Annotated in this window: 12 protein-coding genes; 6 read left to right on the plus strand and 6 right to left on the minus strand. The window is 49.3% G+C overall.

What is annotated here, in order from left to right; translation table 11 throughout:
- Positions 1–22: 22 nt before the first annotated feature.
- Positions 23–1,474, plus strand: coding sequence for an Ig domain-containing protein (locus BLU97_RS02955; RefSeq protein WP_139208722.1), 1,452 nt, complete (start codon positions 23–25; stop codon positions 1,472–1,474).
- A 255-nt stretch (positions 1,475–1,729) separates the two neighbouring features.
- On the opposite strand, the gene BLU97_RS16320 is transcribed toward BLU97_RS02955, so the two are convergent.
- The 6 genes from BLU97_RS16320 to panB all read right to left on the minus strand — a co-directional run bounded on the left by BLU97_RS16320 (position 1,730) and on the right by panB (position 6,070).
- Complete coding sequence (locus tag BLU97_RS16320; protein WP_262503154.1) at positions 1,730–1,858, minus strand: hypothetical protein; 129 nt, start codon at positions 1,856–1,858, stop codon at positions 1,730–1,732.
- Between the two features lie 145 nt (positions 1,859–2,003).
- The gene (locus tag BLU97_RS02960) at positions 2,004–2,762 is read right to left on the minus strand and encodes a type III pantothenate kinase (RefSeq protein ID WP_074760179.1); all 759 of its coding nucleotides are present in this window, start codon (positions 2,760–2,762) and stop codon (positions 2,004–2,006) included.
- Between the two features lie 3 nt (positions 2,763–2,765).
- On the minus strand, positions 2,766–3,956 hold the full coding sequence (coaBC, locus tag BLU97_RS02965) for a bifunctional phosphopantothenoylcysteine decarboxylase/phosphopantothenate--cysteine ligase CoaBC (protein WP_074760180.1): 1,191 nt from the start codon (positions 3,954–3,956) through the stop codon (positions 2,766–2,768).
- Positions 3,957–3,969: 13 nt separating this feature from the next.
- Positions 3,970–4,359, minus strand: coding sequence for an aspartate 1-decarboxylase (panD, locus tag BLU97_RS02970; RefSeq protein ID WP_074760181.1), 390 nt, complete (start codon positions 4,357–4,359; stop codon positions 3,970–3,972).
- Positions 4,360–4,366: 7 nt separating this feature from the next.
- Entirely contained in the window at positions 4,367–5,212 is an 846-nt protein-coding gene (gene panC, locus BLU97_RS02975) for a pantoate--beta-alanine ligase (RefSeq protein WP_074760182.1), read from the minus strand.
- Positions 5,213–5,218: 6 nt separating this feature from the next.
- Positions 5,219–6,070, minus strand: coding sequence for a 3-methyl-2-oxobutanoate hydroxymethyltransferase (gene panB, locus BLU97_RS02980; protein WP_074760183.1), 852 nt, complete (start codon positions 6,068–6,070; stop codon positions 5,219–5,221).
- Positions 6,071–6,219: 149 nt separating this feature from the next.
- Here panB and dapB point away from each other — a divergent pair, with 149 nt between their 5' ends.
- From dapB to BLU97_RS03005, 5 genes are all read left to right on the plus strand, one after another.
- Positions 6,220–6,936: a 4-hydroxy-tetrahydrodipicolinate reductase gene (dapB, locus tag BLU97_RS02985; protein ID WP_074760184.1), complete on the plus strand. Its 717-nt coding sequence runs from the start codon at positions 6,220–6,222 to the stop codon at positions 6,934–6,936.
- A gap of 12 nt (positions 6,937–6,948) precedes the next feature.
- On the plus strand, positions 6,949–8,376 hold the full coding sequence (gene lepB / locus BLU97_RS02990; RefSeq protein ID WP_074760185.1) for a signal peptidase I: 1,428 nt from the start codon (positions 6,949–6,951) through the stop codon (positions 8,374–8,376).
- A 9-nt stretch (positions 8,377–8,385) separates the two neighbouring features.
- On the plus strand, positions 8,386–8,988 hold the full coding sequence (locus BLU97_RS02995; RefSeq protein ID WP_074760186.1) for a WbqC family protein: 603 nt from the start codon (positions 8,386–8,388) through the stop codon (positions 8,986–8,988).
- A 24-nt stretch (positions 8,989–9,012) separates the two neighbouring features.
- Positions 9,013–12,867, plus strand: coding sequence for a hybrid sensor histidine kinase/response regulator transcription factor (locus BLU97_RS03000; RefSeq protein WP_074760187.1), 3,855 nt, complete (start codon positions 9,013–9,015; stop codon positions 12,865–12,867).
- A gap of 173 nt (positions 12,868–13,040) precedes the next feature.
- The gene (locus tag BLU97_RS03005) at positions 13,041–16,094 is read left to right on the plus strand and encodes a SusC/RagA family TonB-linked outer membrane protein (protein WP_410543899.1); all 3,054 of its coding nucleotides are present in this window, start codon (positions 13,041–13,043) and stop codon (positions 16,092–16,094) included.
- Positions 16,095–16,110 lie beyond the last annotated feature (16 nt).

Here is a 16,110-nt window from a genome sequence, read left to right on the forward strand (position 1 = left end):
ATTAACTTAATACAAATTGATTATGAAAACAAAAAGTTTGTTGATGTTGGCAGTATTGGCCATATTGGCTACTGTCGGGTTTACCAGTTGTGATGAACTGGCCGTGGAAGACAATCCCATGCAGTCGTACATTACCATGCGTACGAGCGATGTAACACTTAAGGTGGGCGAAACCTATGTTCGTAAGGCCGTAGCAGCCGGCACAGCTGTGGTGGTTTACTCGTCGTCGGACGCCACAGTGGCCACCGTAGATCAGGAGGGTAAGGTTACCGCCATTACCCCTGGTACCGCTACCATCACCGCCCAAACCACCGGCTACAACGCCGAGGGCAAGAAGATCTACCTCGCCGAAGAAAAGTCGTACAAGGTAACGGTTAAGGCTGCTGTAACAAGCCTGTCGCTCGACAAAGCAAACTTGAGGTTTGACAAGAATGTTCTTACTGCTCAAGCACTAACGCCGACAGTTACACCTAGCGACGCAGCCATCACCTGGACTTCGAGTAATGAGAACGTGGCTACCGTTGACGCTAATGGTCAAGTAACACCTAAAGCAAAAGGTACTGCCACCATTACCGCTAAAGCTGGCGACTTGACCGCTACCAGCACCATTTACGTTTACGATAAGATCCACAACATCAATACTGATGGCAATGCTGTCGTGACTACCAATGAATCTTGGCTCATCGAGGGTGACGTCACAACTTCTGTGTCCAAGTCTATTACCATTGAGGCTGGCGCAACGGTTACACTCAATGGTATTAATATCACAAAGAGAATCGAATGCTTAGGCGATGCCACTATCATCCTGGCCGATGGTTCTACGAATACGGTTAAAGGAGATTATTACCCCGTAGTAAAAGCTGGTATAGTTGTTGGCCCTTCAGGAACAACGCTCACCATTGATGCCGAAACAGCAGGTGATGGTAAACTCAACGCTACTGGTGGCACGCAAAGTGCCGGTATCGGAACGAGCTATAGTAACAGTTCCGACATTACATGTGGAGCAATCACGATTAAAGGTGGTGAGATAACCGCTAAAGGTGCTATGTATGCTGCTGGTATTGGAACGGGATTAACTATTGATAAGAACAATACATGTGGAGCAATCACGATTAATGGTGGTACCGTAACCGCTACTAGTGGTAATTATGCTGCTGGTATTGGTACGGGCTGGGCTGATGGAAGTGGCAGCAATACATGTGGCGCAATCGCGATAACAGCAAACGTTACAAAAGTTACTGTAACAAAGGGTGCCGGTAGTCCTAATATTATGGGTGTTGGATATTTATCAAACGGCACTCAAAACTGCGGCACGATAACATTCGGCCCAGCACAGGTATTTGATGGTACCGCTGCCACTGGCGCATGGTCACCGAGTCCAATGGTGGCTGGCACCTATGGTGGCCTGAACCTCGCCATCTCTACCACAACTAATGCTGACGACACCTGGACGCTGACTCCAGTAACACCCTAATGATAATAATGATTGAGTAATTTATATAAGAACGTTATCGTAATTTTAAGTTCAAGTGCCCTTCGTCGCGACGACGCGGGCACTTTTTGTTTGCCCCTGCCAGGGGGCGGCATCGAACCTATCTTTTGATTAACAATGGATTATTGTGGCCAATAGCAATTAAAGAACTCTTCAGGTTCTAACAATTGTATGGCATCTTGTCAGATGTCAGGGGACGGTTCTGCAGATGTCAGGGGACGGTTCTGTGGCAGGCGATTATCCGTTGATTTGCGATATGGCATATAGCGGAACTATCTCAACGTGGCGTACGGCATTGTCGGCTTTGGGGTCGATATAATCGAACTTTCCAAAATTCTCGAGCGAGCAACGGATGGCCTGTATCAAGCAGTAGCAGTTTGCGATAACTCTTATCAGCCTCGTCGCCAAGCGGCAGATATACGAAAAATGAAAAAATCCAAAGAAATAATTCGCCTAAAAATGAAAAAATCCAAAGAAATATCTTAAAGTTAGAATAATAACAAGATTTAAATTATTTGGCCTGGAAGAGGCCTTTGAAGAGTAGGTGTGGGTCGATGGTGATAGGGGTTTGGCAATGCTGGGCGATGGTGCGCGACATGCCACCGGTGGCTATGATGTGGGGCTGGCCGTTAAGGGTAGGGCGTATCTGGTTGATAAGACCATCAATCATGGCTGCGGTGCCGTTAACGATGCCGCTCTGCATGCACTCGAGGGTGTTGCGACCAATCAGGTGCTGCGGCTTCTCGATGTTGATGGCGGGCAGCTGCGAGGCGCGGGTGCTGAGGGCGTTGAGCGAGGTTTTAACGCCAGGAATGATGATTCCACCACGGAACACGCGGTTTTCGTCGATAACGCCGATGGTGGTGGCTGTGCCAAAGTCGATGACAATGGCAGGCACACCGTAGCAGCAGGCGGCGCCGATGGCATCAGCCAAACGGTCCTTACCCAACTGGGCGGGCGATTCCACATCTATCGAGATGATGCCCTGGGCATCGGCAATCGAGAAGAAATGGGGCTGCAAGCCCGTCAGGTCGGTAATGGCCTGGGCCATATCGTCGTTCACCTCAGGAACAACCGACGAAATGGTAATATTTTGGATATCAGCCGCTTCAACACCATATTTTCGCAGTCCTTGGCGCAGTTCGTAACGGAAAAAGCTGGCCGTTTCTTCTTTCTTGGTCTTGAAACGCCATGTGTGGGCAATGTTGCCCTGCGCATCAGCCAGCGCCACTACAACGGTTGAATTGCCGATATCTATGAGTATATGCATACGCTACGCAAGGGTTTGGATGTGCGATAGAATCAGGTCGGCCGTTTCTTCCTTCGAGCAGAGTGGCAGCTCTTTTACCTCCTTGGCGCTGATGAGTGTTACCTTGTTGGTATCGACTGCAAAGCCCGTGTTGCCGCCAGCTATCGAGTTGGCGCAAATCAGCTGGGCATGCTTCTTCAGCAGTTTGGCGCGCGAGTTCTCAATCAGATTCTCCGTTTCCATCGAGAATCCCACCAAAGTCTGGTTGGCGGGCTTATGTTCGCCCAGCCAACCAAGAATATCTTGTGTTCGTTTGAGTTCAATCTGTAGGTCGCCGTCGTGCTTTTTCACCTTCTGGTCGGCATAAACGGCGGGTGTGTAGTCGGCCACAGCGCTGCACATAATCACCACATCGGCCTCAGCGCTACGGCTGGTAACGGCCTCGAACATATCGGCTGCGCTCTTAACAGGCACCACATCTACGCCACAGAAAGGCTTGATGTTAACGGGACCCGACACCAGTGTGACCTGAGCGCCACGCAAACGGGCCATTTTAGCGATGGCGTAGCCCATTTTGCCCGATGAGTGGTTGGTGATATAGCGGACGGGGTCGATAGCCTCCTGTGTGGGTCCTGCGGTAATCAGATAGCGTTTGCCAGCAAGGTCCTTTTCCTTGGCCATAAACGATAGGATATGCTCTACGATTACCTCTTCCGACTGCATCTTACCTGTGCCCGTATCGCCACAAGCCAATCTACCTATGATAGGATCGATGACGTGATAGCCATAGCCTTTAAGCTTGGTAAGATTGTCCTGCAGGATGGGGTTCTCCCACATGCCGGTATTCATGGCAGGCGCAATCAGTTTAGGTGCGTGGGTGGCCAGCATGGTGGTGGTAAGCATATCGTCGCAGATGCCGTGAGCCAGTTTGCCGATGACGTTTGCTGTACAGGGAGCCACGATAAACAGATCGCCGCGCTTGGCCAGCGATACATGCTTGACATCGAACGAGAAGTTGCGATCGAAGGTATCAACAATGCACTTATTGTTGGTAAGCGTCTCGAACGTCATGGGCGTAATAAACTTGGTGGCGTTCTGCGTCATTATCACATGCACATCGGCATGCAGCTTAATGAGCATCGAAGCCAGATTGGCGCTCTTGTAGGCAGCAATACCGCCCGTAACGCCCAGTACGATGGTCTTTCCCGTCAGCATATATTATACGTTTTTACTGTTCAACCAGCAGGCCGTGCTTCTCGTAGTTGGCCTTGCGAACCACCTTGTTGTGCTCATCTACAAACAGCACAGTAGGCTTGTGTTCGCGAGCCTCCTCGGGAGTCATCGTGGCATAGGCCATGATAATCACCTTGTCGCCTACGTTCACGCACTTGGCAGCGGCACCGTTCAGGCAGATAATGCCCGATCCGGCCTCGCCAGCAATGGCATAGGTGGCAAAGCGACTGCCGTTGTCGATATCGGCAATCTCTACCTTTTCGTACTCCAGAATGCCGCTCTCGCGCAGCAAATCGGAGTCGATAGTGATACTGCCCACGTAATCCAGATCGGCCTGGGTAACCACAGCACGATGTATCTTTGCCTTCAGCAGTGTTATATCCATACCTATCTTAAATATTTACGATGAAATTATCAATCAGTCGGGTCTTACCGATATACACGGCGATAGCAACCAGAACCTCGCCCTCGATACGGGCTGTGCGCTGGATGTTCTCAAAGTCAACCACCTCAACATAGTCGATACGAGCCATAGGCTCGGTCTCCAGGTTCTGGCGGATGATGTCGATCACCTTCTGTGCATCGCGCTCGCCAGCCTCGATAGCCTGCTTACCCAGCTTCAAGCTCTTTGAAAGAATCAGCGCTGCCTGGCGCTCATCAGCATTCAGGTAAGTGTTACGGCTAGATTTTGCCAGTCCGTCGTCCTCGCGAACGATGGGGCAGGGCACAATCTCTACGGGGAAGTTCAAGTCGCGCACAAAACGCTTAACGGTAGCCAGCTGCTGGGCATCCTTCTGTCCGAAGTAAGCACGATCGGGACAAACGATGTTGAACAGTTTTCCTACCACGGTGCACACACCACGGAAGTGAACGGGGCGCACAGCGCCGCAAAGCAGCTCGGTAGTCTCGGTGGTATCGATAAACGACGTAAAGTGGCCAGGATACATCTCGGCAGGCTCGGGGTTGAAAATCAGGTTGCCACCTGCCTCTTCCACCTTCTGCATGTCGCGGTTCAAGTCGCGTGGATAAGCCTCCAGATCCTCGTTAGGACCAAACTGGATGGGGTTAACGAAAACCGAAACCACCGTGCGATCGTTCTGACTGGCCGACTTGCGGATGAGGCTCTGATGCCCCTCGTGCAGGAATCCCATTGTAGGCACCAATCCCACGCTGAGTCCCTCTTTACGCCAACCGGCTACAATCTCTCTTACCTCCTTTACTGTCTTAACAACTTTCATATTCTCTTATCTTCTTACTTCTTCTAACTCCGTTTCAAAAAGCGCCTGCATCACCTCTTCGCTGATAGCATAGGTATGCCCTGCTGCTGGGTAGGTACGCTCTTCACACTCTTGTTTATATTGTTTAAAAGCCTCAAGCATCACACTGTGCAAGTCGGCATATTTCTTCACGAACTTAGGTATGAAGCCATTGTTATAGCCCAGCATATCCTGATAAACCAACACCTGGCCGTCGCAGCCATTACCAGCTCCGATACCAATGGTCAATGCCTTGGTCTGTGAGGTGATGAGCTTAGCCAATTCTGCAGGCACGCACTCCAATGTGATGGCAAACGCACCAGCCTCTTCTACGGCCTTAGCGTCGGCCAGAAGCTTCTTGGCCTGTTCGAGCGATTTGCCCTGAACCTTGTAGCCACCCATGGCATTAACAGATTGTGGTGTCAGTCCGATATGTGCCACGACAGGGATGCCTGCCTCTACGATAGCCTTGATACGGTCGGCATACTCTACGCCGCCCTCGAGCTTAACTGCCTGACAGTTAGTTTCTTTTACGATACGTCCGGCATTGCGTACAGCATCCTCTACCGATACTTGATATGACATAAACGGCATATCGATAACCACGAATGCCTGCTTGGCACCACGGCACACGGCGGCACCGTGATGAATCATGTCATCAACTGTTACTGCAAGTGTATTCTCATAACCCAGCATTACGTTGCCGAGCGAATCGCCCACCAAAATCATGTCGATTCCAGCCTCATCAATGGTGCAGGCTGTATGATAGTCATAAGCTGTCAGCATGCTGACAGGCTGCTTTCCCTTACGTTCTAGTAAGTCAAAAATAGATTTTCTCATCTCCTGAAATAGAATTCTATACTCCCTTTGAGGGTGCAAAAGTATGACATTATTTTAATATCAGCAAATTTTTTAGTTATTTTCTGTTGAAAATGGGCGATTGTTGACTAAAAAGTAGTATCTTTGCGGCGTTTTAATTCGAATTAATTATGAAAATAGCTTTAATCGGCTACGGCAAGATGGGTAAGATGATTGAACAGATAGCCCTCGACCGTGGTCATGAGATTGTAAGTATTATCGACATCGATAATCAGCAGGATTTCGATTCGCCTGAGTTCGCATCGGCCGATGTGGCCATCGAGTTTACAGCCCCACAGGCTGCCTATGGCAACTATCTTAAGGCATGGGCTAAAGGCGTGAAAGTTGTTAGTGGTTCAACCGGATGGATGACCGAGCATGGCGACGAGGTGCGCAAGGCTTGCAACGAGGAGGGTAAAACACTCTTCTGGGCATCTAACTTCTCAATCGGTGTGGCCATTTTCTCTGCCGTAAACCGCTATCTGGCTAAGATTATGAACCAGTTCCCACAGTACGATGTGGAGATGGAGGAGACGCACCATGTGCACAAGCTCGACCATCCCAGCGGAACTGCCATCACGCTGGCCGAGGAGATTGTTGACAATATCGACCGCAAGGAAGCTTGGAAAGAGGATACTACCGACAAGAAGTACTTGCGCGTAGATCATATCCGTCGTGGCGAGGTGCCTGGTATCCACACTATCCGCTACGATAGCGATGCCGACCTGATTACCATTACTCACGATGCCCACAGCCGTAAGGGTTTTGCCCTGGGAGCCGTGCTGGCAGCCGAGTACACAGGCGAGCATCAGGGACTGCTCACCATCAGCGACATGTTTAAATTCTAAGCCTTAGCAATAATGGTTAAAAAGAAAGAATTCGACCCCAAAGTGCAGTGGGCCAAGTTTATTGGCGTGCTGGTGCTGTATCTGCTCTTCCTGTATTGGGTTGGCAGCTGGTGGGGACTGCTGGTCGTACCATTTATCTTCGACGTGTATATTACCAAGAAGATAAAGTGGCAGTGGTGGAAAGAGGCCGAGAAGCCTGTTAAGTTTGTGATGTCGTGGATTGATGCCCTGGTGTTTGCGCTGGTGGCCGTCTACTTCATCAATCAGTTCTTCTTCCAGAACTACGTGATTCCATCAAGTTCGCTCGAAAAGTCGCTGTTGACGGGCGATTACCTGTTTGTATCAAAGGTAAGCTACGGTCCACGTATCCCTCAGACACCCTTGACGATGCCGCTCACCCAGCACACCCTGCCCGTGGTTGAGTGCAAGAGCTACATTGAGTGGCCTCACTGGGACTATCGTCGTGTAAAAGGTTTGGGCAACGTGCAGCTCAACGATATCGTCGTGTTCAACTATCCTGCCGGCGACACCATCTGTACCGCCCTGCAGTATCAGACTGAATACTACAATCTGTGCTACGGCTACGGCGTTGGCAACTATCCCAACATGCCCAACCCCGACAACCTTTCAGCCGAGCAGCGACTGAAGCTGTACAACGATATCTACCAGACCGGTAAGACGATTATCAAGGACCACCCACAGGAGTTTGGCGAGATTGATACCCGTCCAACCGACCGTCGTGAGAACTATGTTAAGCGTTGTGTGGGTCTGCCCGGACAAACGCTGCAGATTAAGGACCACGTGGTATATCTGGATGGCAAGGCCAACAAGGAGCCCGACAACGTGCAGTACACCTACGAACTGCGCCTGAAGCGCCACTTTACCGACGAGGAGATGGAGAAGTGGGGTATTACTCAGGAGGAACTGGTATCGCTGAATAACAACGGTTACATGCCACTTACCAATCGCGTGGTGAGCGAGATGAAGGCCTGCGGCGATCTGCTGGAGAGCATCGTTTTCCATTACGACCGCGAAACATGGAGCCTGTATCCACAGAACGGCAACTACCATTGGACTCGCGACAACTACGGTCCTATCTGGATTCCAAAGAAGGGTGCCACCATCAATCTCTCGCTGGAGAATCTGCCTATGTACGAGCGTTGCATCCGTGCCTACGAGGGTAACGACCTGCAGGTTCGCGATGGCAAGATCTATATCAACGGCAAGCTGGCCAACGAGTACACCTTTAAGCTGGATTACTACTGGATGATGGGTGATAACCGTCATAATTCGGCCGACTCTCGTTACTGGGGATTTGTGCCCGAGGATCATATTGTGGGTAAGCCTATCTTCATCTGGTGGAGTAGCGATCCTGACCGTAACGGATTTGGCGGCATTCGCTGGAGCCGTATCGGTAACATCGTAGATAATATTAAATAAGGTAGAACCATGCAGGTTTTGCTCAGTACAACCTATTTCGGCCCGGTGCAGTGGTATCAGAAGCTGCATCGGGCTGACACTGTGCTGATTGAACAGTGGGAGAGTTTCCTGAAGCAGACCTATCGCAACCGCTGCCTGATAGCCACCACCAATGGTGTGCAAGCCCTTACCGTGCCCGTTGAACGTGGCACATCGCCGCTAATCAAGGATATCCGCATCAGCGATCATGGCAACTGGCGCCATCTGCACTGGATGGCCCTGCAGAGCGCTTATGGCGAATCGCCTTTCTTTGAGTATTACCAGGACGACATCCGCCCGTTCTTTGAGCAGCGATGGGACTACCTGGTAGATTTTAACGAGACCATCAGCCTGAAAATGTGCGAACTCATCGATATTCAGCCCCAAGTGGCCCGAACAACAGAGTTCATCCCCGACCCCATAAATCTGACTGACTACCGTTCAGCCATCAACCCTAAACATCCGGCACCCGATGCCGATTTCTCGCCTAAGCCCTATTATCAGGTGTACGCCCAGAAACATGGGTTCCTACCCAATCTGTCGGTGTTAGACCTGCTGTTTAACATGGGGCCCGAAAGCATCTTCTATTTATAACTTGTAAACCTCAATTTAAAAACAATGTTCCGTTATCTACTACTTACATTACTATCAACATTTACGCTACTATGTACAGGTCAATCGCATTTCTACACGTCAGAGAAACTGTCGAGCAACCAGATAACCCAGATATGCCAGGATAAGGACGGCTACATCTGGATTGGTACAGAGTATGGTTTGAACAAATACGACGGTTACCGTTTTACCAACTATCTGCACGAGAAAGGTAACCCCAATACTGTGAGCAGCAATGTGATATCGTATCTATTCGAGGATGTGAACGGCACTCTCTGGGTGGGTACCCAGTTGGGCCTCGACCGCTTCGATCCTGTTACCAACCAGTTTATCTCGGTTGAGATGAAAGGTGCCACCAGCATACCTCGTATCAATGCCATCATTCAGGAAGATGCCAACCACCTGCTGATTGGTACTGCCGGTTACGGACTCTTCAGAGTTGATACCCGCAACAATAACTCGCAGCGTGTTGAAGGCTACGCCAAGGCAGATAAAAACTATTTTAGTTATATTTTTATCGATCAAAAGGGCTATTTCTGGAAATCGGGTCATGGTAATTCCATTATCCGCCGTTCGCCCAAAGGTAAGATCGAGGAGCTACTGTCGCCTTACGGTATGGTAACCGGTTTTGTAGGTTACGAGGGCGGCGTGCTGATAGTGTGCAATCATGGACTGCTTTACTATCGCGACGGACAGCTGACATCCGACTATATCGACCCAGGCGAAATGCGTGGTAAGGACTTGCTGCTGCGTACCGCCAAGTGCGACAAGGCTGGCAACCTGTATATCGGCACCATGGGCGATGGTCTGTGGTGGGTGCCTCGTGGCGAGCGCCGTATGCGCCGCTATGAGTTCCAGAATGCCTCGTTGGATTTGAACACAGCTACTATCTGGTCGCTGTTCGAGGATAATCAGGAGAACCTGTGGATTGGTTGTCAGAGTCGCGGTCTGCTGCTCATCCCCCAGCACCAGTCGCCTTTCCGTTCGTGGAAATTCATCGATCAGCACCTGAGTACGGGTGGCTCGCTCACCTCTATCTGTGCTGGCGACAGCGGTATGACCTGGTGTGCTGTACAGAATAACGGTATCTTCGGGTTCGATGCCACGGGCCGTTTGGTGGCTCATCCTGCCTCGCCCGATGGCACGTATGTGATATATCGCGATGGATTGGGCCATTATTGGCTTGGTACCAACGCAGGTCTCTATGCCTACAACCCTCTTACCGGACAGTATCAGCTCAAGACATCGTTCAAGAGCGGCTTTGTTAACTCGATTACCGACGATGGAAAGGGAAAACTCTTCTTTTCGGTTTATTCGGCGGGCTTCTTCTCGTACGATACCAATACCGATGAATTGCGCCATTTCAGTATGTACGATGGCGACGGACCGAAAGGCCGACTGCATAACGACTGGATCAGGAAACTGCTGGTTGACAGTCGTGGTAAGCTTTGGATTTGCTCGGCTTCGGGTATTAACTGTTACGACCCAGCCGAAGACAGCTTCCGTTCGTACGGCTGGGAGGTGCTGCTCGACTATAGCACTATCGAGGCGGTATGCGAAACACGCGATCACAAGATATTGTTCGGTACCTATTCGGGCTTGTATTATTACGATGAAAAGGAGAAAATAGCCAAACCGTTCCCCGATGCCGAAGTGCTGAGCAACAAGGTGGTGAACGGTATCATTCAGGATCAGGCTGGCGACTTGTGGATTAGTACCACCATGGGACTTTGGCAGTACAAACATGCCGACCAGCAGTTTGTGAGCTATCTTTACGGCAATGGTCTGGCCAGTCGTGAGTATGTCAGCGGTACAGCTATGCGCACCCACGACGGTCGTATCTGGTTCGGCTTTAGCGATGGTATCACCTCGTTCAATCCTACCGACCTGCAGATGAAGAATTCCGAGATAGGCAAAGTGCTGCTTACAGGCATCTATGTAGGTGGTGTGGCGCGTCCCAGCACCAAGCGCATCGAGCTCGATTTCATCGATAATACCTTCTCGTTAGAGTTCTCATCACTCAACTTTGCCAATGCCGAAAACGTGATTTACGAGTACCGATTGAATGGCAGCCGCGAGTGGGGACAGACCGAAGTTGGTCGAAATGTGGTATCGTTTACCCACATGCAGCCCGGTTCGTATATCCTCGAGGTTAGAGCCTACGATAACGGCATTTATACCGATACCGAGGTTTTCCACATTATTGTGCATGCACCTTGGTACAGATCCTCTTGGGCGTACCTATTATATATATGTATAGGCATCATGACGTTGGGTACCTTGGTATGGAGCTATATCCGTCGTCGTCGCCAGGAGTTGGACGAGGATAAGATGAAGTTCCTTATCAATGCCACCCACGATATTCGCTCGCCACTGACGCTCATCATGAGTCCGCTGCACAAATTGTTGAAGCGCGACTTCGACCCAGAGGTAACCAACGAGCTGAAGACCATCGAGCATAACGCCCAGCGTGTACAGAATCTGGTGAACCAGATACTTGATATCCGTAAGATGGACCGACAGCAGATGAAGCTGCAATGCCAGGAAACTGATATGGTACAGTATGTGGGTAATCTGCTTAAGTCGTACGAGTATACCGCCAACGAGCGTCATATCAATTTCCGCTATGCGCCTACGCTCGATAAACTCAGTGTGTGGTTCGATCGTAAGGCCATCGACAAGGTGGTTGACAATCTGCTCTCTAATGCCTTTAAGTACACCTACGATGGTGGTGAGATCGAGGTATGTGTGTCTCAGGATATCGAGAAACAAACAGCTATCCTGCAGGTGGTTGATAATGGTATGGGCATCAAGGGCGATCCACGCAGGCTTTTCGACCGTTTCTATCAGGGAGCCAGTTCGCGTAGCATGCATATCGAGGGAACAGGTATCGGTCTGAACCTGTGTAAGATGGTGGTTGAGATGCATCAGGGTACCATCGATGCGGCCAATCGCGACGATGAGCAGGGTAGTGTGTTCACCGTACATCTGCCTTTAGGCTGCGAACATCTGAAGGAAGAAGAGTTGCTGAAGGTTGAGGAGAAAGAGAAGACAACACGCCAGCGCGCACAAACCAGCTATCATGTGCTGATTGTGGACGACGACGAGGAGATAGGTCGCTATATCGCTCAGGAGCTGGGCTGCTACTATCATATCACCCCTGTAACCAGCGGGCGTGAGGCCCTGCGCCTGTTGCTTTCTGAATCCGAGAAGCAGTTCGACCTGGTGGTGAGTGATGTGATGATGCCCGAGATGGACGGCTTTACGCTGTTGCGAATGATTAAGACCAATATGAACCTGAATCATATCCCAGTGGTGATGCTCACTTCGAAGGCTGCTGTAGCCAACCGTCTGGAGGGCTTGGAGAAAGGTGCCGACGCCTTCCTGGCCAAACCGTTTGATATGGACGAGTTGCACATGGTGATCAACAACCTGATCAGCACCAACCTGCGCCTGAAGGGTAAATACTCGGGTTTGCAACAGCCCAAGGATAAGATTGAGGAGAAACCTATTAAGGGTAACGACGAGTTGCTGATGGAACGTGTGCTGAAAGAGGTGAACGAACATTTGGACGACAACGACTTTAGTGTTGAGATGCTGGCCAAGGGTGTTGGCATCAGTCGTGCCCAGTTGCATCGAAAAATGAAAGAACTCACCGGAATCCCCGTCAGCGAGTTTGTAAGAAACATCCGTTTGGAGCAGGCCGTACGATTGCTCGAGGAGCAAAAAATCAATGTTACACAGGTTGCATATTCAGTTGGATTTAGTAACTTAGCACACTTTTCAACGGTGTTCCGCAAGCAGTTTGGAGTGTCTCCAACCGAATATATTGAGCAAAAAGGGCTAAAAAACCCCGGTTGAGACAAAAGTGAAACGAAACGAAACATACGTTAAAGCCTCTAAATAAGAATCTGCCTATCTTTGCGGCAGATTTTTTTCTTTTATTCAATTAATTAAATTTTAACTAACAAACCAAACGTATGAGTTTCAAAGCAAAGAAAACAGCCTTAGTTGCAGGATTGTGCTTTTTAGGCATGGCTCCTGTACAGCAGGCTTCGGCAGCTACCGAATCAGTAGCTTCCGTACAGCAAACGAAGCAGGCAACCGGTTATGTGTCAGACTCTCAGGGTCCGCTGATTGGTGCCACGGTCATGGAGAAGGGTACTAATAATGGTACCGTTACCGATTTCAATGGCTTCTTCACTCTTAATGTAAAGCCAGGTGCAACACTTGTTGTATCTTATGTAGGCTATGTGTCGCAGGAAATCAAGGCTGGCACAAATGTAAATGTTAATCTTAAGGAAGACGGCCACGTTGTAAACGAGGTTGTTGTTATCGGTTATGGTACACAGCGTCGTGAGGCCGTTACCGGTTCTGTTGCAAACATTGGTGGTGAAAAACTTAACCAGGTTGCTGCTACTAACGCCGCTCAGGCTCTGCAGGGTCGTGTAGCTGGTGTATTGATGACTCAGACAGGTTCTAAGCCTGGTGATGAGATGCAGATTCGTATTCGTGGCCAGCGCTCACTGAGTGCAAGTAACGACCCTCTGATTGTGCTCGATGGTATTCCATTCATGGGTCAGCTTTCAGATATCAACCCAGCCGACATCAAGTCGATGGATATCCTGAAGGATGCTTCTGCTACCGCTATCTACGGTTCGCGTGGTGCTAACGGTGTTATCATCATCACAACCGTTAAGGGTAACCAGGGCACACCTGCCAAGGTTACATATAATGGTTATATATCGTTTAAGAAGGTGTTCCACAAGTATCCTATGATGGATGGTCCTACGTTCAACAAGTTCCGCCAGTATGCTGGTAAGTATAAAAACTCACTCGACGAGAGCGAGACAACCAATACCGATTGGCAGGACCTTTATTATAAGACAGGTGTAAGTCACAATCATGATGTAAGCGTTGCTGGTGGTACCAATGGTGGTAGCTACAGCTTTGGTGCTGGTTACTATCATGATGAATCAGTACTTCCTACTGAGGGTTACGATCGTATCTCTGTTCGTGGTAACTTCGACCAGACTGTTGGAAAGTACTTCCGTTTTGGTTTGAGTACCAACAACAGCTATCGTAAAACTCAGGGTGTTAACAATATGTATGCTGTATTGTGCGCATCTCCGCTTTCAAGTCCATACGATGAGAACGGTAATCTGAAGCGTTACAACACTCTGCCTGCAGATGACCAGGTTGTAGTAACCAAAGAGACTGTTGAGCGCGATAAGGACGTATGGCTGAGCGAGAACAAGGGTATCGGTTCATACAACACTCTGTTTGCCGAGGTTAAGTGCCCATGGATCGAGGGTCTGACCTATCGCGTAAACGTAGGTCTGAACTTCCGTAGCTCTAAGGGCGGCAGTTTCACTGGTACTGGTATTAATAATAAGGATGCTAATGCTGTTAATAGCGGTAGTATCTCAGAGAATCAGACTCGTAACTGGGCTGTTGAGCATCTGCTGACCTTTGATAGAACCTTTGCCGAGAAGCACAACCTGAATGTTGTTGCTATGTACTCTGCCGAGCAGACTACATATGAGTCTACTGGCGCATCGGCTCAGGAGATTCCTGCTGATTACATGCAGTATTATAATCTGTCGTACGCTACAGGCGAAGTTAACTTGAATAATTATAGTTACTGGCAGAGTGGCCTTATCTCTTGGATGGGTCGTGTGATGTACTCTTACGACAATAAGTATATGCTCTCTGCAGCCCTCCGTTCTGATGCTTCATCACGTCTGGCTAAGGGTCATCAGTGGCACACTTATCCCGCTGTAAGTGCTGGTTGGAACATTGCTCGTGAGCAGTTCATGGAGAACCTTACTTGGATTGACAACTTGAAACTGCGTGTAGGTTACGGTGAAACTTCTAACCAGTCTATCAACCCATATTCAACCTTGGGTACCCTTTCAATTCGTAACTATAACTTCGGTACAACCAACGAGGCTGGATATTACGTATCATCTCTGCCTAATGTGGATCTTGGATGGGAGTATTCTAAGACATGGAACTTCGGTCTCGACTTCTCTTTGTTCAATGGTCGCCTGTCTGGATCATTCGAATACTATGTCCAGAAAACAAATGACATCCTGCTTGATGTTACCATGCCTTCAACTTCTGGTGTAGGCAGCTATACTGGTAACATTGGTAAGACCGAGAATAAAGGTTGGGAGTTAACTCTGAATGGTATCATCCTTGACAACAAGAACGGATGGAACTGGGAGGCTGGTATTAACCTCTATGCTAACCGCAATAAACTGACAGCTCTGGCATCAGGTGCCGATCGTGATGAGGCTAACCGCTGGTTTGTTGGTTATCCTATCGACGTGATCTACGATTACGAGTACGAGGGCCTGTGGAACCAGAGTGATATCGTAACTGGTCCTGATGGCAAGACTAACCTCGAGGCTCTGGTAAAAGGTGGAAATGTGGGAATGATTAAGGTTAAGTATACTGGCGACTATGATGCCAACGGCATACCTACTCGTCAGATTGGTCCTGAGGATCGACAGATCATCAGCATGGAACCAAAACTGATGGGAGGTTTCAATACCACTGTTGGTTATAAGAACTTCGACCTGACTGTTATCGGTGCCTTCCAGGTTGTTGGTAAGCTCATCAGCGCTATCCACTCTTCTAGCGGTTACCTGAACATGCTTACTGGTCGTCGTAACAACCTCGATGTTGACTACTGGACCGAGGAGAACACTGGTGCTAAGTATCCAAAACCAGGTGGTATTCAGGATGGTGATAACCCCAAGTTCGGTTCAACACTCGGTTACTTCGATGCTGGCTATCTGAAGATTCGTACCATTACACTGGGTTACAACTTCGACAAGCTGAAGGCTGTGAAGGATCTTGGTATCAGCCGTCTGCGCCTCTATGCTACTGTTCAGAATCCATTCGTTCTGTTCTCACCATTTAATAACGAGAGCGGACTTGATCCTGAGACCAACTCATGGGCTAACCAGAACACAGCTGTTGCTGTTGATGGTTACACAGGCAAGCATAAGATGCCAATCGTAGGTTACAACACACCTGCTACCCGCAATTTCTTGGTTGGTGTTAACGTTACATTCTAACAACATTAAAGAATTA

This window comes from Xylanibacter ruminicola, from assembly GCF_900107775.1.
GTDB lineage: Bacteria > Bacteroidota > Bacteroidia > Bacteroidales > Bacteroidaceae > Prevotella > Prevotella ruminicola_C.